Consider the following 21,440-nt stretch of genomic DNA (forward strand, 5'->3'; position numbering starts at 1 on the left):
ATGCGGCAATAGCCCGGCCGGGCGGCGCTTTGGGTGCCGTCGGGCCGGGCACCTCCAAAAGCGCCCGAGCGTGTATTCCGGGCCAATTTAAAGAACTCGAACGCTCCGCAGCGATTGCTATCGCCGTGCGTGCATTTGTGTGCGGGCGGAGTCAACGGCTCAACCAGTTTCGCAAAAGCGGAAGGGGAGCAAAGGACGGTAAATGTACAACTTTATAAAGATTTCTATTGCGGCGGCGCTATCAGGCGTGTTCTTCTCCGGCTACCTGTTCGCCGAACAGGTCAGTATTCTTACCACGTCAGGAGATCGCAGCCTGCTGCTGCACGAGCAGACGCAGGATCTTCCGTTTACCCAACCGGACATCGCATCCGGATTCCGAATTGATATAGATCACGATCAAACCTTTCAGTCAGTGGTCGGTCTTGGCTACGCACTGACCCAGGCCAGCGCAGAGGCCATACTATCGCTCTCCGAGGCAGAGCAGAATTCCGTACTGAATGAGATATTTCACCCGCAGGCCGGCAATAATGTTTCTATGGTGCGCATCAGTATCGGTGCGTCCGACCTGTCCACGTCGCTGTATACCTATAGTGACGAGACCCGCAGCCATCAAAATTTTGTGCCCGACCCGGGCAAAACCTATTACATCGACATGCCCGCCCACAACGTGCGGTTGGGTGCAAACGGTTTCGATGAAGACCCATACACCGCACCCAACTCGCCGAGCGGTCCCGACTTTGAGTGGAGGTTCGTTCCCGCAGGAGAAGGCCTCTACTTTATCGACCGCGCTGCCGGTGGCCCAGTGCCACGGCTGCGTACCGATGATACTAACATGGCGGATATGCAGGAGACCTCTGCCAATGGCTGGTGGGAGAAGTGGGAGCTGGCACCGGGCGAAGGGCACGGCGCCTACTTTCTATCGCTGCCATTGAAGGGATTTGGCAACCACGACCGCTTGCAAATCGACGACAACTTGCTGGTGCGCATGGTGGACAATGACCAGTCTGCCGGTACCTGGGAGTCATTTACCTTTACCGAGGTGGGGAGTGATCGCAGTTTCTCCCTGCAGGGCCCGGATACACAGACACTGCTACCGGTATTAAAGAAAGTGCTCGCGATTAACCCCGACATAAAAGTTCTCGCCACCCCATGGACCGCGCCCCTGTGGATGAAAACCAATAACCAATGGGTAGGTGGGGAACTGAAGCCGGAGCACTACGGCGACCTTGCAAACTACTTCGTGCAATATATTCAGGCCATGTCGGCGGAGGGGATTGATATCTGGGGCGTTACGCCACAAAACGAACCGGAAAATCCCTGGAATGAACCCAGTATGCGGATGAACGCAGAACAGCAGTTCGACCTGGTGGAAAACTATCTTGGCCCGGCGCTGCAACAAGCGGGCCTAGGCCATGTCAAGCTGCTCGGATTCGACCATAACCTGGACCACCCCGAATTCCCCATCCGCGTCGCGCAAAGCCAGTATATCGATGGCTCCGCGTTCCATCTTTACGCGGGGGAAATCGATACCATGAGCCAGGTTTTTCAGGCGACGGGCAAGGACGTCTACTTTACCGAACAGTGGACAGGGAAACCGGAAGATGACACGCCCGAGGGGTGGGCCGCAGCCTTCGACGGCGACCTGGCGTTTCATATGGAGTCGGTGGTGATGGGCTCCCTGCGAAACCACGCACGCAGCGTACTGGAATGGAACCTGGTTACCTCACCGCCCACCACAGCGACCGGTTGCGCCGCATGCCTCGGCGCCATTACCATAGAGAGCAGTGGCGAGCGTGTTACCCGCAATGTGTCTTACTACATTATTTCCCAGCTTTCTCGCTATCTGCAGCCGGGAGCGCGCCGGGTCGTCTCTACGCCCTATTCAGAAGCGATTCTCAACGTCGCCCTCAAAAACCCGGACGGCACCCTGGTGGCAATGGTGTACAACAAATCCAACAGCCCGCAACCGGTGTCGGTCTCATGGAGCGAGCACGCCTTCGAGTACACCATCCCCTCGCGCACCGCAGTGACCTTTCGCTGGCAGCCTGAAACCCAGGCCGCTGATGAGGACGGCGATACCGTGCCCGACCAGCTCGACCAATGCCCGGGCACGCCTGCCGGGATAGAGGTTGACAGTTCCGGCTGCCCGATTGCCGGTGATGACGACCTGGACGGTGTGTGGAACGATGTGGACCAGTGCCCTCAGACCCCTCTGAACACTCCCGTCGATAGCAACGGCTGCTCGCTGCTAGACGACGACAACGACGGTATACGCAATCCCTTCGACGCCTGTCCTCAGGTGGTGGGGCCAGCGAGCAACCAGGGCTGCCCGGCCGAAAGCAACTTGCTGCGTATAGAGGCGGAAGATTGGCAGGAGGCCAGTGGCGTACAGGTTGAATCGACCACTGATAGTGGCGGCGGCATGAACGTTGGCTGGATCGATGCCGGCGACTGGATGACCTACATCGTCACCCTCCCGCCAAGTAGCACCGGCAACTACGAGGTCCGCTACCGTGTCGCGTCGGAAAGTAGTGTCGGGAGCCTGAAGCTCGAGCAGCCCGGCGGTGCCGTCGAATACGGCAACCTGAGCTTCAATGCCACCGGCGGCTGGCAGAACTGGGCCACCGTATCGCACACCGTCAGCTTGCCTGCGAACACCTCAACGCTAGCCATCACAGCCAGCACCGGCGGCTGGAATATCAACTGGTTCGAGGTGAAGGCGGTCGAGGATTCCGTTTGCGACAGCGATCCGAGTTGTCTCGATGATGACAATGACGGTGTACCGAACTCGATAGATCAGTGTCCGGCCACCCAGCCCAGCGCCGCTGTAGATAGCACTGGGTGCGCGGTTACCACTAGCAGCCAGTGCGATGGCGTTGTTGCCTATCCGAACTGGTTGCACGCAGATTACTTAGAGGGTCCTAATACACATCTTCTGGGGGGGGATCACATGACATATCAAGGAAGTCTGTATCAGGCAAACTGGTACACTAGCAGCATTCCCGGAAGTGATAACTCTTGGACGCTGGTTGGTAGCTGTCAGTGATAATTGAGAGATAAAGCGATACGAAAGCGGTCCGATGAGAAATCGTGAGTCTATTATTGGTTGATCGAATTGGCCGTATTTCTGCTCCCCCTGTAGAGAAGCCCGCAGAGCATTCTACGGGCTTCTTTACTTGGTGACTTGAAAGTGCAGCTATTTACTCGGTAGTACAGGTAGGCAGGCCAAAGTCGCCGTTGTGGTTGCCCTGGAAGCCCACGACTGCGGATGCGCCCGGTTGCAGCTCGCCATTCCAGGGCGCATTGGAGATGGTAACCTGGCGGCCGTCTGGTGAAAGGCTATAGTCGCCACTCCAGCCGTTCACCAGTGAGATGGCCGAGGCAAATTGCAGATGAATCTGCCATCCGTCGGTCTGCTGGTTGCTGCCGTTTTCTACCGTAATATCGTTCAGTACGAAACCGGTATCCCAGACATCCGCTTGTGAGAGAGAGCAGCGGAGCTCTCCTCCACCCGTGGATGGCCCAGTGACCTCAATGCTTACACTATCCGCAGCACCCAGCTCCTCGCCATCGTCAACCGCAATCAGTTGAATCTGGTGTGTGCCGAGTCCGGGCCCGGGAATGGTAAGCGCTATAGAGCCACTTGCGCTCTGCTGGAGTGCGCCGTCCAGATACAGATTTACCCCATCGGCATACTGCAGGGTGTACTGCACAAGAATATCTTCGCCCAAGGTATGACGGCTGTTGTTGGAAGGGCTGGTGATACTGACGGCGGGGACCGATGGCGACTCCACCTCAATGGAAACGGTGGCAGGTAGGGATTCTGCACCGGCATCGTCCGTTACCGTATAGGTAAAGCTGTCGCTGCCGAAAAACCCGGCATCCGGCGTGTACAGGAGATCCGCGCCTGTGCCACTCAGGCTACCGTTGGCCGGGGGGCTGGCGAGCGTATAGTTGGCTATCTCTCCATCCTGGTCGCTGCCGGATAGAGAGACAACGATCTGGGTTTCAAAACCCGTTTGCAATTGCAGGTCGTCCGCCTGTGGTACACAGTTTACACCGGAGTTGCCACCACAGTCTGCGCCGGGCTCTTGTCCCCAGACGAGTTCATCACCATCGTAGAGCGCGATCAGTGGTGCCTCTTTGCGATCGCTGCCATAGTTGTCCCAGGACGGGTCATTGGTTGGATCCCAGGGCACACCTGAAGGTACCCCGATGCGGAATTGGGATTCTTTCTTCGATGCGGACTGGCCTCCGGGGTAAAGATTGATCCCTGCAAAGGATACTTCCACATAGTAAAGATTTTCGGCCGGATCACCCCATGGATGTGGGCCGGTAAAGTTGCTTCCCTGATTATAAGCGGTGCTGAGTTGCAGATCGTTTGCAGAGTAGCCTGCATTCACCAGTTCGCTGATGTCGACCCAGTAGCGCATGTGGAGGTTATCGGTTTCCCGTGCGGGCCACGCGCTATGGTTGTGTGGGCGGGCACTGATTTCAGTATGCTGGTTTCCCGAGGAGTTAAGTTTCGCATCAACAAAAAACTCATTGTCGCGTACTTCTGAGGCTGGGAAATTTTCCTCCGCAATAGGGCTGCCGCCAAAATCCAGCCAAAGGCGAGCCAGTGCGCCAGTAAACCCTGCGTTGTAGTCAGTGGCCACTTCGTTGAGGATGTAGTCTCCTCGGTCGTTTTCAAAACCATCGTTGGCATCGGGACCGCCTACCAGCGCGCCAATGAGGATATGTCGGTTGGATACCGGTTCCGCAAGGCTGTCGTTCCAAGAGCCGTGGGCCGTTCGGTGATGTGGCGAGATTGGGAATACCGTACCGTAACCAATCTGATAACTCATGCCCATGGGATTGTCACCAAGTAGATACTCCATTTGGTTCACGGCAAAGTCATAGTATGTTTGGATCCGAGTGTTGCCGGGGTCTCTGGATCTTAGATAGTCGGAATAGATCAGGGCGATAAATGCGGTGTTAGAGGTGTAGCGGGCCGCACCCCACTGGTCAAGGTGGGCGAGACCGCCCGGAGTATAGCGAACCCGGTTGCCTTCGTAGCCGCTGGTCCAATAATCCAGCCAGCGCTCGGCATCTTGCCGGTATTCTGGGTTGTCCGTCAAAACGGACATTAGTACGTAGCTTCCATACCCTTTGTCATCCCAGGCGTGGGTCCATTTGTAGGATCGGTTGTTGGATTGTGACTCTGTGGAAAGATTGCTGTAATAGCTGACGGCTTTGTCCAGGTAAGATTGATCTCCCGTTGCACGGTAAAGCCAGGCAGCCCCCCACACTAGCTCGTCGTTGTAGCCGCTCCAGGAATTGTAGAAGCTGGTAACATCGGTGATGCAGTCAGAGTATTTTCCGCGAAAATTATCCGCAAAGCTGTAGAGTTCTTTTGCATTTTGCCTAAGTAGGTCCGCGTATTGGGCATCGCTGCTGTCAAATACCATGGCAATTGCGGCAAGTGCTGCTGCGGTCTCGCCTGCGAGATCCGAGCCGGGGCAGTGCTCATCAATTTTGTAGGAGGGGCGCGGCATCTGCATAACCTCTGCAGCACCCCACCACGCATGATCTGCTGCTCCTGCGCCTACTTGTCCCCAGAGTTCGTTAGGTGCGGTGTGGGCTTTCAAAAAATAGTCGGCAACAAAGCGCAGGTTATTTTCTATATGCCGTAGCTGCCCCGTCTGTGCATAGGCTTCTCTATTTTCGATCACACCCCATGCAAGCATGGTTGCGGTTGCGGCCATGGGGAATCCGAATTTGACATGATCACCAGCATCATACCAGCCACCTTGCAGGTCAACATTGTTGTCGGCACCGTCCAGCATTCCAGAGTCGCCTCGCCACTCATTTCGGTTCCAGCTGGGGATGGGGCCAGACTGTTGTGCTTCATAGAAGTAAATCGATTTTTGCAATGCTTCGCCGTAATTGACGGCCAGGACGTTTCCAGAGAGTGTAGCCGTGGCCACAGCGAAGGCTAGGGGCTTTATGCACATTAACATCCGATTCATAGTGATTCCTTATTATTAGTTCCATTGGTTCTACGCAGGCGTTAACTAATTAACGCGAAATCGATGTTAGTGGGGAGGCGTGGGAAAAACAGTATTTGAAAGAGAGAAGGCGTGAATAGTATTTTATGTGTTCGCGGGTGTGAGGTGGCTCAAGAAAATGGATTTTTTTGGTTTTTAAAGTTGAATTTTTCAACTTTTTTGTAAGATTTTTCTTTATCGTGTTTTTATCCCGTCTCGCCGCAAGTGCCCAAGCTGAGGGGTGTCTGCGTGGCCCTTATGGTCAGTAACCTGATAGCATTTGGGAAAATTTTTCACCTGCTTGGTGCTTAAGAGATTCCGTGATAATCCAATGAATAATAAAACTATCGTTCTCTTGCTATCGTTATTTCTCACTAACTTCATGGGTCCCGCCTGCGCCATGGCAATGCCTGGAGATAGCGATGGTGATGGTCTGGTGGATGCGGAGGATAATTGCCCGCTTGAAGAAAATGCCGCTCAAGTGGATATGGATCGCGATGGAAAGGGCGATATCTGTGACATCGATATCGACGGAGATGGTTTTATCAATGAGCATGAAATCATCGCTAACACCGACCCCAACAATGCGACGTCCAAGCCCGATCTCAACGCGGATGATGACCGAGATGGTATCGTAAACAAGGATGACCGCTGCCCAGCTTCCGCAATTGGTAGGAGCGTCGATGCTCAGGGCTGTGAAGTCGCTGGGGTTACGGAAATGCTCGATGATTATGGTGATGAACTCAATCTCAATCCGCCGCATACAGAGCCCATGATTCCCAAGTGGGGCTTTGGGTATATGCAGTCCGGTTGGGGGGAGGGAGACTTTGGCTACGATAACCAGGAAGGCTTCCTGGACCATGCGCGGGCGCTGCGCGGTATCGAGAACCGCTATGGCAATCATCGTTATCCTGCGGATGTCATGATTCTCGATATGTACTGGACAGGAAAGGAGTGGAGCTGGCCCGGTAACATGACTTGGGACTTGAACAAGTTTCCGGACCCCAAAGCCTTGATCGACACTCTCCATGCAATGGATTTCAAGCTCATGATGAACTATCACGAGGGCGGGTTTGGAGAGGCGTGGTTAGCGCAATTGCAGCGGGATCTGGATTACGGGTTGGATATCGTCTGGCTGGATTTCTGGCGCGGCAACTCCGAGTATGAAAAGCAGGTATGGGAGTTGCTTCGCAAGCATCACGGCGACGACAAGCGCATTATGTTTATGGCCCGGCACTATGCCCGCCCTAATCACCACAACCAGGAGTCTATTCTCGGCGGCGATTTCATGCGCACGCCCGACGAGGAGCCACTTGAAAAATCCATGCCCATCCACTGGACAGGCGACGTGCTGGGGGATTGGGATGGATTTTCCGAGACCATTGAGGCCATTGTGTACAGCGACGATGGTGCGCCGGGCGGCTGGTCTTACCTGCATGCCGATACTCCGGGGCATACCAAGGGGGAAGACCCGGAACTCGCATTGCGCTGGATGCAATTCTCTGACTTCACTACCTCTACACGTAACCATGGCACCACGGCACGGGATGTCTGGTCCTGGGGTGAAGACATTGAACAGCTAAGCTTTGACTCGCGGATGCTTCGGTACCGGCTATTGCCTTACATTTATACTTATAGCTGGCATATCTGGGAGGATGCAATACCGCTGACCCGGCCACTTAGGCTCGCCTATCCGGGAGAAGCCGATGACAATCCCTATGTGTATATGTTTGGGGAAGAATTACTCGTAGCGCCGGTGTATAAGCCTGCGGCAGCCTTTCCGAAAGGGCGGATGGATGTCTATCTGCCGAAAGGTGATGGCCTGGAGTGGGTGGATTACTGGACACATGCTGTCTATGAAGGTGGGCAGACGATTCAGGTCGAGGTTGGGTTGGACATACAGCCTAATATGCCGCTTTTTGTGAAGCGGGGGTCGATTATCCCAATGGGGCCGGAAATATTTCACATAGACCCAGCGGTACATGCGGACCCCATTACCTTGGATATCTATCCTAAAGATCGCGGCTCTGCGTCATTCACTGTGTATGATGACGACGGTGAATCTCTGGGGTACCAACGCGGAGAGCAAACCTTTGCTCGGGTCACTGTTAGTTCTCAGGATGAGCATATGAAAATTGTGGTTGGTGCACATCGCGGGGACTATGAAGGCAAGCCTGAGAGTCATAACTACATTGTAAAGATCAATTTAGTCGACAAGGTATTCACTTCCGTGAAACTGAACAAACAAAAAATTCAGAAAATTATGGATGACAACTCCTCAATACAGCCTGGCTGGTCTTATGATGAGGAAAAAAATATATTCTGGGTCCGCTTTTCAAGCCATGCGGATCGCAAAAATATTATTCTATTAGAAAGCAGTTAATCGATTTCCAGTTTAAGTCCTTAATGAATATTGGATAGCCTTGGATTCGGCTAAGACTGTCACCTATCAACCTTGATAGGCCCCAGCATCCAAGGCATTTGACCGTGCTCGGATCACTGAGAGCGGCAACCTCACCGCTCGCTGGAGTTCACGGCTGTCACTGTGAGTAAAATACCTGGATGGTCTGATGGGGTGGCTTCAATACTTTTACCGCTCCCTTCCAGCCCCCGTGCAAAACCGCAGTCTACTCCGTCTCCATACAGCAGTGACAAGCCGGAGCGGGAAGTGAGAGCTTGCACTGCCTCGCTATCACAGGTCGTATTGAAATCACCTACCACCATCAGTGGTAAATCGTGTAGCCGCCAGGATGTGGCTGCTGTACGCGTTTCGTCGCTATTGGCGTGACGAACTTGGTCACTTTCGTGGTCCCAATGTACATCAATGAGCCCGAAACGATAGGCACCGCGACGCAGGATGACCAGTTCGCCGGTGCGTACCGCATTGGGGCCATCGGTCATGTCAAAGCGTACGTTATACTCGAATTCCAGCCCTTGGCAGCGGTTGGCAAAAACTTGATAACGGCGCATCCAACAATCGCCTAAAGCTTTGGCCAGCGCTTCTGCGCGGCCGTAATCGGTGGGTAGGCCGCGGATCTGCCAATCGTTGGCACCCTCCTGAACTGCCAGCAGATCCACGTCATGCTCGTTGACGAGCTGCGCATAGTCGGCCGCAGCCGCTGGCATAGTGGCGTGCCCGTAAAGGTTCAGTGACAAGACGGTAATGGGCGCCGCAGCGCCCTGTGACTTTGCCAGGCGTTGGTTCTCAGGTGCCTCTATACGCTGCCCGACACATGGGTTTTTTTTCGCCGGGCGTGGGATGTGCCAGTAATTGCCTTTTGTGTCTATTGATCCGCCCAGTACTTCTTGTACTACTCGGTCTACGATATTTACACCTACCTGCGCCATACGCACAAACGTGTCTTGTCCATTATTGGGAAACCCGCCGCGGGTGCGGTGTATATTGAAGTCGTCAGATAGCGGGCCAAACAATTCGATGAGTTTTTCATGTCCGTAGATAAAACCCAGTAGTCCACCCCAGGTCGCTGCTGGGTTATCGGAATCCCAGCCCATTAATACTGCCAGCCTTACGGTTTGCTGGTAGCTCCCCTCACCATAGAAGAGGCTAATCAAGCTGGCACCAAAATTAATGCCAGCAGCGAAGCAACCATTGCAGTAGAGGTTGCGTGTGCCTAGATCGTACCCGGCTGCGCCTTTTACCTGATACCTCTCGTAAAGACCATTGCGCACCTCTTCCCAGGGGACTTTCCGTTGATACTGTTCTTTCACATATTCATACATGTCTGCACTGTAACTGCCCGGGGGTAACTGCTGGCGAGCGTGTTCGGCGATGTGAAGGATCTGGGGCTTGACCGGCTGAGTGGGGTCAATTGCGGCAGCAAGGGCGTGCATGACCACGTAAAATTCGGCAGTCCAGGCAGCGTTTTTGCGCGCGGTAGTGCGGATGGGAAGGTGAGCCATGGCGAGTGCAGTATCCGGTCTGCCGGGGGCAAAAAGGCCGAATATCTCCGTGGTCAACTGTGCGTCGATCATTTCGAAATGGGGGTTGTTGGCGGGCTCGCTGGTCGCAGGTGGTAGTAGTGACTGTTCGCGCATTAAGTCATGAGCACGTTGGTTAGATACCCAGAGAAAATTCTCCGGCTTTCCCTCGGATGTGGTAAATGGTGTATTTTCGTCTGAATAAATATGCGTTAGCCAGCCGTCTCTGATTTGCTCGGGCGTAAGTACCGTGGCCTGGTGCTGATCCAGTAAGTGTTGATACAAATATTCGATGTCGGTGTCGTCATCCGCTCCCCACACTTCGCCCGGTCGGCGCAGGACCCAGTCGATGGTTTTCGATAGGTCACTCGGTATTCCTTGCCCCCAGATACTCGGCTGGTCGGTTTTGCCCCAGTCGTTACGGGTATAGAAGACGCCGTGGGGTCCTGCACCACCAATTTTATCCATTTCAGTGACCAGACCTGTCCAGTTGGCAATGCTTTGCCCTAACCAGAATCCACGTAGCTTGTCCTGGTACTGCGCACGCGATAGCGTAATTGCCCCGGAATTGGTGGCGACTGGTGCTGGCGTATCAGCCAAGCACTGTGGCCCGCTGATAATACTCGCGAAGGCCAGAATGGCGGCCGTGAAGGTCGCTGCTATCCGGCGCTTTTTGATACGATGGATTTGTGTCATTTTTAATGCCCGATCAAGCTTTTTCGATTTGGCGTGTTTTCTAGTCGTCGCGATCAATTGAATGGTGCATGTGGATTTCCATTTGATACCTCGATAGAGGAGAATTATTTTTGCGACGATCTTTTGGATTGCACTGATTTCTCGATGGGATACAAGTATTTCAGATACCCAAAAAAAGGGCACGCTAAAAGCGTGCCCTTTTCATCTCTGGCTGTAGGATATTACTGAACGACCGGAGTCATCCGGATCCAGTTCAGGTTGTAACCACCTTGCGGAACGCCGACACCAAAATTCTGCTGCCCGGCATTCAGTTGTACCTGCATGCTGATGGTCGTCCAGTTCTGCCAACCGCCGGTTGCCTGCACGTTAATCGTGCCGAGTACGGTTGTGCCTTCATTTTGCTCCAGGCTGATGGAACCACCACCAGTTTCAGCCGCTATACGGAACTCAACCTGGTAGGTGCCCGCCGTTTTGACGTTGATGTCGTGGTACGCCATCCAGTCGCCGGCATCGATGTAACCCACGTTCTGTCCACCACCAGCATCAGAGGTTGCCTCTGTTTGGACGCCGCTCATGTAGGTGTAGTTCTCTGCTTCGATGAAAATTGGCTCGCCTGTGGGCGGCGGGGGAGGCGGTGTTCCATCCTGGTTGATCTGGAACCAGTTCAGGTTGAAGCCGCCCTGCGAGATTGCCAGTCTGATTCTCTGCACTCCCGCATTCAGGTTGACTTGGTGAGAAGCATCAGCCCAGTTTTGCCAGCCGCCAGTAACAGGCATGGAAAGGTCAGCCAAGGTCGTACCGGAGACGCTCAGGCTCAATTGACCTCCCGCGCTTTCACTGGCTACTCGGTAGTCCACGCTGTAGAGCCCCGCCTCGGCAATGTCCACCTCATACTCTAGCCAGTCACCGGCATCCAGCCAGCCAACATTTTCGCCACCGCCCTGATCGGAAGTAGCTTCCGTCTGAACGCCACTCATTGCGCAGTAGCGCTCTGCCTCAATACGTACACCCACGCTTGCGATTACGCATTCCTGCGGCTGGTTGCCGTTCCAGTTGCGAATCATGTCGCGTACATACAGGCCCGCACTTGTGAGCTGACTGTCGCTCCAGCCTCCTTGCGTGCCAGAGCCAGGCACCAGATGTGAAGAAGGCTCGGGCTTGTCGATAATTGACCAGGCGGCGCTAGAGATATTGTTGGTCTTGAGGAAATTGGCCCACGCGTCTGCTTCGCCGTAGTCACAGCAGGTATTTCCAGCACCCCAGAACCCCCACTCGGTGACAAACAATGCAGCTCCCATGTTGAGGGCGTTTTGCGCCTTGTCTCGCAGGGACTGCCCGTGAGTACCTACGTAAAAATGCAATGCATAGGCAATATTGCTGTGACTGGTGATCGGGTCCGCGGCCGCCGCGTCTACGTCCTGCGACCAAGTGGGCGTGCCCACGACAATCAGATTGTCCGGGTCAATCGCACGGATCGCCGCGATAACCTGTTCGGCATAGGGTTTGATGGTGCCACTCCAGGAAACTTGCAGCGGTTCGTTGTAGATCTCATAGATCACATTGGGCAGGTGCCCGTAGTTTGTCGCCATTTCCTGAAAGAAGGCGATGGATTGAGCGGTGTACTGCTCGGCATGATGGGAGTGCCAGTCGATGATGACATACATGTCATTGGCTACGGCAGCATCCACCACCGCCTTGACCCGGCTCTTGTTACCTTGTGGGTCTTCCAGATAGCCACCGCCATCCTCAACACCCATGGCGGCGCGAATCAGGGGGCTCTGCCAGTCAGACTTGAGCCAGCTCACCACATTGCTGTTGTAATACGCATCTCCCCAACCGTTATTGCTCCAGAATAGACTGTTGCCGGCAAAGCTCGCTGGCTGGCCGCCGGCAAGTACCTGGTTGCCACTCACAGAAAGCGGTCGGACGCTGCCAGAGGTGGGAGGGGGAGGAGGGTCAACCGGGTCGGTGAAATCACTTTCCTCAAATTTGATCCAGTTGAGATTGAACTCGGCAGAGACCACCGCAAGGGTGATTTCCTGCTCACCGGCCGCCAGAGCTAAGGTCTGGGTTACAGTGGTCCAGTTCTGCCAGCCGCCGGTGTCCGGGACATTAACAACCGGATTGTTGCCCAGCTGAAAGGCTCCGCTACCATTGTTGCCGGCTACGCGGTAGGAAACGTCGTAGTCGCCTGCGGTGGCAACATTGATCTTGTAGGTGAGTGAATCACCGGGGTCTAGCCAGCCCACATTGCTGCCGCCACCCGCATCGCTGGTGGCTTCAGTCTGTACACCCTGCATGGAGCAGTAGTCTTCCGCCTCGATGTGGGCGGGGACCGACGCGGCGTAGCACTCTTGCGGCGGCGGAGGTGGTAGCGTTAGTCCGCCCCAGTTGCGAATGATATCGCGGACCTTGTTACCTGATTCTGTAAGCTGAGACCCAGACCAGCCACCGGTGCCGCTGGCACCCGGCACCAGCGAAGATGCGCCTTCGCTCTTGTCATTGATCGACCAGTTTGCGTGGCTGATATTGTTTGACTTGAGAAAGTTCATCCAAACGTCGGTTTCGCCATGGTTAACCGCGCCGTTGCCATCGGCATTGACGGTCCCCCATTCAGTAACGAACAGGGCAATGCCGTTGTTCAGTGCCGTCTGAGCCTTGTCGCGCAGATATTGACCGTGTGTGCCCGCGTAAAAATGCAGGGTGTAAGCAATATTGGTGTAGCCGGTGATTGGGTCGAATGAGGCCTGATCCACATCCTGAGACCAGGTGGGTGTGCCTACGATAATCAGGTTGTCGGGATCGATTGCTCGGATCGCACCAATGATCGCCTCCGCATAGGGCTTAATGTCCGCACTCCAGGATACCTGCTTCGGCTCATTGAATACTTCGTAAATGACATTGTTGGTGTGCCCGTAATCTTGAGCCATGCGTTGGAAGAAGCTGATTGCACGACTCCAGTCATGAGTGTTGGCGTAGTGTGAATGCCAGTCGATGATGACATACATATCGTTGGCGATGGCTGCATCCACGATAGCGCGTACCTTGGCTTCGTTTCCTGCGGGATCATCAAAATACCCGCCGGGGTCTTCGACTCCCATCGCGGCACGCACTACGGTGGAATTCCAGTCTGACTTCAACCAGCCTACGGTGCTGGCGTTATAGTACTTCTCACCGCCCCAGCCGTTATTGCTCCAAAAGTAGCTGTTGCCGGCAAGGCTGCCCTGATTGCCGCCGATCAGAATTTGATTGCCTGATACGCTCAGCGGCTCAACCGCCATCGCGCCAAATGAAAGAAAGCTAAGGATAAACAGGAAAATACCGCCTACGAGCCGTAAACGCTCACAAACAGAAAAAACCCATCTTCGCATGATGCTCATTGTCTACTCCATTATTGGATTATTATTTTTATTCGGAATATCGCAGCGCAGGGATATACGGGTTCGGAAGTGCACTCGATTAAGAGCATGTGTGGATCAGATCTGCCGCAAACACGCTGATGATTGCCGAACAATCTGGCCCAAAAACAGAATGCTAGGCCTGCGATACCTCTATCGCTTTTAGTTCTCAGATTCGAGGTTTTCGCGGCATTTATCTTGCATCGGTTTTCAGAGTTTAGAACATTTTTTCGCTCGAATGGGTTAAAAACGCGCTTAGTAGGATTGGACGTTTTTATTTCGGTTTACATCACCGCCAAAGCTGCACTTTAGTGCCAGATTCACTGTGTTATTCATGGCGGTTCAAGGCTGGCAGGCTAAAGTGTTTCTGCTCATTCTATGGGTCATTGAGTGCTCGAGAACGATTGGCTATTCAAGGTGTTTTCTTCATGCGGCCAAATAGTATGCGCCTGCCATTTAATCTTTATTTTGATCCGCTTTGTCGAAAACTATTTTTCGGGATTTCTATTTCATTGGCGAAATTATTTTTCATATTCCTGTCCAGTACCGTTAATGGCTTCATTGCGAGCGTTAAAGTCCCAATCTTGGTTAATACCGATTTTGGTACGAATGCCGAGGTCTCTCCCGATAAATTTCATCGCTCAATAATAAACTTTGATGGTGAGAATAATGATGAAGGAAAGTACACGTCGTCCTATCGGTCGGCGGATTCAGTCATCTGTCGCTGCGCTTTGCTCGGCGGTCGGTTTGGTGATCGCGGCCGGGACTGCTGCAGCGGTAGAACCGCTGCAAGTCCAAGGCAACAAAGTGCTGGTTGGTGGCCAGGCCAAGAGTCTGGAAGGGATATCCCTATTCTGGAGCAACACTGGCTGGGGCGCAGAGAAGTGGTATACCGCCAGTGAAGTTGCTCGTATCAAGAACGAATTCGGTGCGGACATTGTGCGCGCAGCCATTGGCCACGGTGAACCGGGCGGAATTCAGGATGACTGGGATGGGAATATGGCCCGCCTGGATACCGTAGTACAGGCAGCGATCGATAACGATATGTATGTAATTGTGGATTACCACAGCCATATTGCCCACACCAACTGGGAGGCCGCCGATTCTTTTTTCACCCAGGTGGCACAAAAGTGGGGCCAGTACGACAACGTAATCTACGAAATCTATAATGAGCCGAAGCAGGTTGACTGGCACACGTCGCTAAAGCCCTACGCAGAGCATGTGGGCAATACCATCCGTGCCATTGACCCAGATAACCTGATTATCATGGGTACGCCTATCTGGTCTCAGGATGTAGATATTGCCTCCACCAATCCGGCCAATGTCTCCAACATGGCTTACACCATTCACTTTTACGCCAACTCCCATAAGGGGGAGCTGCGGGCCAAGGCGCAGACCGCTATGAACAATGGCATTGCCCTGTTTGCCACCGAATGGGGTATGGTGAATGCGAACGGTGCCGGTCCGGTCAACTACGACGAAACCTGGGCCTGGATGGATTTCCTGCGCAGTAATGGCATCAGCCATGCCGCCTGGGCCTATCACGACAAAGAGTTCAATCATCTTGGTGAAGTCGAGTCTAGTTCTTTTTTTTGGGCTGACGGCACTTATAAGGACTCTGGTAATTTCATCAAAGAAATTCTTGGCGGCGGCGGTGATCCTGATCCGGACGGCAGCGTCGTTGATGGCCCCTGTGATACTGGTGGCGACGGCACCCAAATTGAAGCCGAGAGCTTCTGTCAGGCCAGCGGTATTGAGTTCGAAACCGCCAGTGACTTTGGTGGCGGCCAAAATGCAGGCTGGATTGATGATGGCGACTGGCTCACCTTTGATGTGAATCTGCCTCAGGCAGGTACGGCTACGGTCACTTACCGTGTGGCTTCCGCGCAGAGTGGCGGCCGCATCAAGCTGGAGCAGGGTGGCGGCACCACCACTTATGGTACGGTGGATGTACCTAATACCGGTGACTGGCAGAGCTGGATGGATATTTCCCATGAAGTGCAGCTACCTGCGGGCCAGCAGACTCTCGGTGTTGCCGCGGAGGTCGGCGGCTGGAACCTGAACTGGCTGCGTATTGATGTTACCGGGCCTTGTACCTCTGGCTGCGAGCCCGACGGCGAAGGCGTACGTATTGAAGCGGAAAACTGGCGGGAAGCCGGCGATGTGCAGACGGAAGCAACCACCGATGTTGGCGGCGGTCAGAATGTAGGCTGGATTGATGCCGGCGACTGGATGACGTATGACGTAACTCTGCCCGCCAGCAGCTCTGGTGAGTATGAAATCAGTTATCGTGTGGCCTCGGAGGGTGGCGGCAGTCTGAAGCTGGAACAGCCTGGTGGCGGTGTAGAGTACGGCAGCCTCAGCTTCGGTGCGACCGGCGGCTGGCAGAGCTGGACCACGGTATCCCATACCGTAAACCTGCCTGCGGGTACGGCGGAGCTCGCCATCGCCGCGAACAGCGGTGGTTGGAACATCAACTGGTTTGAAATCAAGGCGGTCAATGGTTCTGGCTGTAATAACGATCCGAGCTGCCTGGATGACGACAACGACGGCGTGTCCAACGCTGTAGACCAGTGCCCGGCGACTCCGGCCGGTACAACCGTAGACAGCAATGGTTGCCCCGTTTCCACCGGCGGTCAATGTGACGGCGTAACCGAGTATCCCAATTGGTTACACGCAGACTACGAAGGTGGTCCCAATACCCACCTTCTGGGCGGTGACCAGATGACTCATGAGGGGAATCTATATGAGGCCAACTGGTACACCAATAGCGTCCCGGGTAGTGATAATACCTGGACACTGATTGGCAGTTGCCAGTAATCAAAAAGAAAGGGGCTGCATCGCAGCCCCTTTTTTTTTGCGTTTGTTGATGAATCGTTTAGCGCAGCGATGCGCAGTAACGCGCGATAAAGTCCTGATGGCGAGGCAGTGCGCTTACCACCTTCTGAATGCCACCGCGCACCTCCTCCAGTTTTCCTATCAATTCCTGTTCGGGTAGCTTCATGGTGAGCGGGTGGTAACCATGGGCACGGATGCCCTGTCCGTGCAGCACGGCCAGCCAACTTGGCACGCTGAAGAGTTCATCGTCCTCGCGGAAAATATGTCCGGTTTCCCGATACAGCGAGAGCTTGCCAGCGAGGTGGTCCGGAATATTTGCGGCGGCGCAATAACGCCAAAACGGCTCTGGCCGCTTGTTGGCCCAGTAGTGCAATATGAGAAAATCGCGGATTTTTTCGTACTCGTGCACGGTGCGCTGATTGAAAATGCGCCGCTTCTCTTCCTCGCAGGCCCGGCTTGGGAAGAGCGCCAGCAGCTTTTGTATTGCCGTCTGGATGAGGTGGATGCTGGTGCTTTCCAGCGGCTCCAGAAAGCCGGCAGAAAGTCCAATGGCTACACAATTTTTCTCCCAGAATGTGTGCCGGCGTCCGGCAGTAAAGCGCAGTACCTTTGGCTCCCCCAATGCTGGCCCCGGAAGATTATGCAGTAGTATTTCGGTAGCCTGATCTTCATCGATATATTCGTCGCAGAATACGTGGCCGTTTCCTGTGCGGTGCTGTAGAGGAATTTGCCATTGCCAGCCGGCAGCTCGCGCCGTGCTGCGCGTGTAGGGGCGTAGTTCCCCTGGATTTTCGCTGGCAACGGCAACCGCGCGATTGCAGGGTAGCCAGTGGCTCCAGTTCTCAAACCCCACGCCGAGTTCACACCCCAAAAGAAGCGAACGAAACCCTGAACAATCGATAAACAGATCGGCACTGAGTTCCGAGCCGTCCTCGAGCTGGATCGAAGCGATAAACCCATCTTCGGTACGGCGCTTACAATTTGTGATACGCCCCTCGATACGACGAACGCCACGCGTCTCCGCATATGTACGCAAGTAGCGGGCATAGAGCGAGGCATCAAACTGGAAGGCGTGCACCAGGGCATCGAAAGGGGCCTCAGTGAGCGGCGCCATGCGGGCGAATTTCCCTGCACGTGCTGCTGCCGCAGCCAGTGAGAACTGCTCCAGGTCCGGCACCTTGCCCTCGTTGTATAGACGCAGCCACCAGTGGTGAAAGTCAATATTGTCGAGGCCCTTGCCATAGGTGCTGAAAGGGTGGATATAACTCTCGCCCTCTGCCCCCCAGCCGACAAACTCGATCCCGAGTTTAAAGGTTGCCTGAGTCGCGGCCATTAACTCATTTTCGTCCAGCCCCAGCATCTGGTTGAACTGTGCAATGCTGGGAATGGTGGCTTCACCGACACCGACGGTGCCAATTTGCTCAGATTCCACAAGGTGAATTTGGCACTCTGTGCCCTCATGTGCCTTGGCTAGGGCTGCCGCAGTCATCCAGCCAGCGGTGCCGCCGCCGACGATCAAAATATTGCGTATCGGCGCGATGCGAGGATTCATGGTGCCTCCCTTAAACCCGCTTTGTGCATCAGGGTTTCCAGATGACGTTGATAGCTTGGCAGAGTTGTGGCCAGCTTCCGGTATCGCTGGGCGAGACCGTCTAACCAGCGCATATAGTCATCCCCGTTTGTGGGGACCGGAAATGCGCTTTTTCGTGGCGGCAGTCCGGCAAGTAGTGGCAATAGAAGCCAGGTTTCATCGCTGAGTAAGGTCTCGTCGGCCTGCTTGGTACGACCGCAGGTTCGGAATAGTGCAAGCTGTTCCCGGGCACCTGCGGAGAGTCGCCGGCTGTGACCTGCCAACCAATGGCAGAGACTGTGTAGGTCGATTACTTGCTGATTGTATTGTGCTACCCGCTCATTAAATTCTTCTTGCTGAGCGCGGTAATTGGATCCTTGTGGTAGTAACGGCAGTAAAAACTGCAATTGTTGTTGCGCTTGTGCCAGTGGGTCGATTGCGAAATGCCCCAAATTGAGGGCATTGCCAAGGCCGATGAGGTTACCGATCCACGCTGATTGAAAACCGGAGTGAAACTTTCCGGCGATAATTTGATGATCGATCCGATCCCCGCGGATATCGAGCAGCCAGCGGGTTGGTTCAATGACACAACTGGCGGCGGGGCTACGTTGATATGGCCTGCTGGGTGTCTGCGTGCTTCGGTTCGCTGGAACGGGCAACAGCGTACGCATGTGGCCATGATCAGCGGCGGCGCTTGCTAGTAACGCACCGTCGCAGTCGAGGATAAAGTCTGCGTGTTGTACGGTGGTGTCGTCCAATATCAGATTGTACTGCGAGCCATTTTTCGCCGATAGCAATGCACTTTGGTGTAAAACGGTAAGGCCGAGCGCGCGCGCTCGTGCCGCTAAGTGATTGCAGTAGTCGGTATAACGAAATTGCATTCCTTGGTGAACTTTTGGTGCGCCGGGCGGGGTTTCGCCGCAGCGTCCGGCGGCGGCAGCAAGGCAGTTAAGGTTAAACGTGGTAGCCGTCGGCGCATTGGGCAGCTGCTGGCTCGGTTGCCACCACTGAAAAAAAGGCTGGCGCCGGTGCGAAAAGCCATAACCGGCGGAGGCAAGCCATTGAGGTGCACGATTATGTGGCGAGGTTACTGCCAGGGCTAGAAAAGTGTCAGCAATGTCGCTACATAGCAGTTCCTGTGTGCTGATACCGATCTCGCAGTGCGCCTCGGCCGCCGTAGAATCTATGAATCCTGCGCCCGAAACAGGCGAGGGCGGTGCGACAAGGAGGACATCCAGATGTTCCTGAGGTATCTGTTGATACAGGTAGTGGAGGCAATAGTGTGCGGCCGGGTTGTTACCATAGATGACACAGCGGAGGGTTTTGGACGATTTTGAGGCATGGGAGGTGATCATTGCTCAGCTCCTCGGTACAGGCTCATTGCAGCCGAAGGCGCTTGCCGGGGTCTGGCGCTGAGTTGGCGTGCAATTACATCTGCGTGTGCGGGTAATGCTGCGACACCCTTGTGAACGAGCTGACTATAGCCAGAAAGCAGCTGGCCGATCTCTTTGTTTGCCAGGTGGTCAGCCTGAATGGAATGGTTGTCCGGCAGAATACGCTGCCCGTGGTAAACCGCGAGCCAACTGGGTTCGAGAAACAGGCCGTGACGATAATTCACGATATGCCCCTGCTGCCGGTACAAGTCCATTTTCCGCTGCAGGTCATCCGGAATGGGCATGGTGCGACAGTAGTTCCAGAAGGGGGTGTCGTCGCGTTCGGTTGCGTGGTAGTGCAGGACAAGAAAGTCACGGATACGGTCGTACTCCAGCGCCATCTGTCGGTTGAATTCATTTCTGCAACTGCGGTAATTGTCCGTCAGAGGAAGCAGGGCCAGGAACTTAGTGATAGCGATCTGGATCAGATAAATACTGGTGCTCTCGAGAGGCTCCAGGAACCCGGCCGAGAGTCCAACCGCCAAACAGTTTCGTTGCCAGGAGTGTTTGCGCCGTCCAGCCTTAAAGCGCAGCAATCGAGGCGCGTCCGTGGCTGCTCCCGGAAGATTGTCCAGCAGGTGCTGGCAGGCTTGGTCGTCACTCATGTACTCGCGGGCGTAGACCAGGCCATTCCCCATGCGGTGTTGCAGCGGTATCTGCCACTGCCAGCCGCTGCCGTGAGCAATGGCTTTGGTGTAGGGCAATGGTGCATCGGTCATGTCACTGGGGACCGCTACGGCACTGTCGCAGGGTAGCCAGTGTGACCAGTCGATGAATTCTGTTTGCAGTGCATCGCCCAGAAGCAACGATCGGAAGCCGCTACAGTCCACGAAAAAGTCTGCCGAGATCCGGTTCCCATCCTGCAATACGAGCGTGTGGAGATCACCGTACTCGTCATGCACTACCGCACTGACTCTGCCCTCGATTCGCTGTATGCCAAGCTGCTCGGCGAATTCACGCAGATAGCGCGCATAGAGTCCCGCATCCAGGTGAAAGGCGTAGGAGTAGGTGGAAAGAATTGACCTGGGGTTGCCATCGGGAAAATCGAATTTTCCGGCGGCTGCCGCCATGACCGGTAGTGAGTAGTGGTCCAGGGGTTCTGCAATACCGGCGCGGTGGGCCTTCAACCATAGTTGATGGAAGGGAATGCCGTCGAGTTCGCGTCCATATTCGCCAAATGGGTGGATATAGGCATCACCAGGCCTCCCCCAGTTCTGGAACTCGATACCCATTTTATAGGTGGCCTGGGTGGCCTTCATAAAGGCGTTTTCGTCAATGCCCAAAATCTGGTTGAAGAAACGCAAGTGGGGAAGTGTTGCCTCGCCGACACCGACGGTGCCGATTTGGTCTGATTCGACGAGCGTGACTTCAATGCCACTGGGGACTAACAGGCGGGCCATGGCTGCGGCTGTCATCCAGCCGGCGGTGCCTCCGCCAAGTATTATTATTTTTTTCATTCTTTGCGACCACTCAAAGCGAAATAGTGGAGCTACCGTCTAATGCAGCATTGAGCAGGCACGCCTGAAAGCGTGCCTGC

9 protein-coding genes are annotated in these 21,440 nt (G+C 54.6%); 3 read left to right on the forward strand and 6 right to left on the reverse strand.

Annotation, left to right across the window (positions count from 1 at the left end; all coding sequences use genetic code 11):
• The first annotated feature begins 202 nt into the window (after positions 1-202).
• Positions 203-3,046, forward strand: coding sequence for a carbohydrate-binding protein (locus JF535_RS09025; protein WP_207001365.1), 2,844 nt, complete (start codon positions 203-205; stop codon positions 3,044-3,046).
• A gap of 154 nt (positions 3,047-3,200) precedes the next feature.
• Here the strand turns inward: JF535_RS09025 and JF535_RS09030 are convergent, their stop codons facing one another.
• Positions 3,201-5,915 (reverse strand): glycoside hydrolase family 9 protein, encoded by a 2,715-nt coding sequence (locus tag JF535_RS09030; RefSeq protein WP_207001367.1) that lies wholly within the window; start codon positions 5,913-5,915, stop codon positions 3,201-3,203.
• 445 nt (positions 5,916-6,360) lie between these two features.
• Between JF535_RS09030 and JF535_RS09035 the strand changes: the two genes are divergently transcribed.
• Entirely contained in the window at positions 6,361-8,412 is a 2,052-nt protein-coding gene (locus JF535_RS09035) for a glycoside hydrolase family 31 protein (RefSeq protein WP_207001369.1), read from the forward strand.
• A 131-nt stretch (positions 8,413-8,543) separates the two neighbouring features.
• Here JF535_RS09035 and JF535_RS09040 read toward each other — a convergent pair whose 3' ends face one another.
• Together JF535_RS09040 and JF535_RS16720 are read right to left on the reverse strand one after the other, a co-directional pair.
• Complete coding sequence (locus JF535_RS09040; RefSeq protein ID WP_340674154.1) at positions 8,544-10,847, reverse strand: ADP-ribosylglycohydrolase family protein; 2,304 nt, start codon at positions 10,845-10,847, stop codon at positions 8,544-8,546.
• 38 nt (positions 10,848-10,885) lie between these two features.
• Positions 10,886-14,044, reverse strand: a complete 3,159-nt coding sequence (locus JF535_RS16720; RefSeq protein ID WP_422880008.1) for a cellulase family glycosylhydrolase — start codon at positions 14,042-14,044, stop codon at positions 10,886-10,888.
• Positions 14,045-14,731: 687 nt separating this feature from the next.
• On the opposite strand from JF535_RS16720, the gene JF535_RS09065 reads away from it, so the two are divergent.
• On the forward strand, positions 14,732-16,882 hold the full coding sequence (locus JF535_RS09065) for a carbohydrate-binding protein (RefSeq protein ID WP_277987239.1): 2,151 nt from the start codon (positions 14,732-14,734) through the stop codon (positions 16,880-16,882).
• Between the two features lie 58 nt (positions 16,883-16,940).
• Here the strand turns inward: JF535_RS09065 and JF535_RS09070 are convergent, their stop codons facing one another.
• Genes JF535_RS09070 through JF535_RS09080 form a run of 3 tightly spaced genes read right to left on the reverse strand, consistent with a single transcriptional unit; the run spans position 16,941 to position 21,360 of the window.
• Positions 16,941-18,452 (reverse strand): tryptophan halogenase family protein, encoded by a 1,512-nt coding sequence (locus JF535_RS09070; protein ID WP_207001372.1) that lies wholly within the window; start codon positions 18,450-18,452, stop codon positions 16,941-16,943.
• A complete protein-coding gene (locus JF535_RS09075) occupies positions 18,449-19,825 on the reverse strand; it encodes a tryptophan 7-halogenase (RefSeq protein ID WP_207001375.1) in 1,377 nt (458 codons plus the stop codon). Before JF535_RS09075 ends, JF535_RS09070 begins: the two co-directional genes overlap by 4 nt.
• Positions 19,822-21,360 carry a tryptophan halogenase family protein gene (locus JF535_RS09080; RefSeq protein WP_207001376.1) on the reverse strand — a complete coding sequence of 513 codons (1,539 nt, stop codon included), beginning with the start codon at positions 21,358-21,360 and terminating at the stop codon, positions 19,822-19,824. Before JF535_RS09080 ends, JF535_RS09075 begins: the two co-directional genes overlap by 4 nt.
• Between the last annotated feature and the right edge of the window lie 80 nt (positions 21,361-21,440).

Origin of the sequence: Microbulbifer salipaludis (assembly GCF_017303155.1) — a bacterium.
GTDB classification, from domain to species: Bacteria; Pseudomonadota; Gammaproteobacteria; order Pseudomonadales; family Cellvibrionaceae; genus Microbulbifer; species Microbulbifer salipaludis.

What these genes read in the sequence shown, in the direction of transcription:
- JF535_RS09025 (WP_207001365.1), top strand. Translation starts at nt 203, where the DNA reads ATGTACAACTTTATAAAGATTTCTATTGCGGCGGCGCTATCAGGCGTG.
- JF535_RS09035 (WP_207001369.1), top strand. Translation starts at nt 6,361, where the DNA reads ATGAATAATAAAACTATCGTTCTCTTGCTATCGTTATTTCTCACTAAC.
- JF535_RS16720 (WP_422880008.1), bottom strand. Translation starts at nt 14,044, where the DNA reads ATGAGCATCATGCGAAGATGGGTTTTTTCTGTTTGTGAGCGTTTACGG.
- JF535_RS09065 (WP_277987239.1), top strand. Translation starts at nt 14,732, where the DNA reads ATGATGAAGGAAAGTACACGTCGTCCTATCGGTCGGCGGATTCAGTCA.
- JF535_RS09070 (WP_207001372.1), bottom strand. Translation starts at nt 18,452, where the DNA reads ATGAATCCTCGCATCGCGCCGATACGCAATATTTTGATCGTCGGCGGC.
- JF535_RS09075 (WP_207001375.1), bottom strand. Translation starts at nt 19,825, where the DNA reads ATGATCACCTCCCATGCCTCAAAATCGTCCAAAACCCTCCGCTGTGTC.
- JF535_RS09080 (WP_207001376.1), bottom strand. Translation starts at nt 21,360, where the DNA reads ATGAAAAAAATAATAATACTTGGCGGAGGCACCGCCGGCTGGATGACA.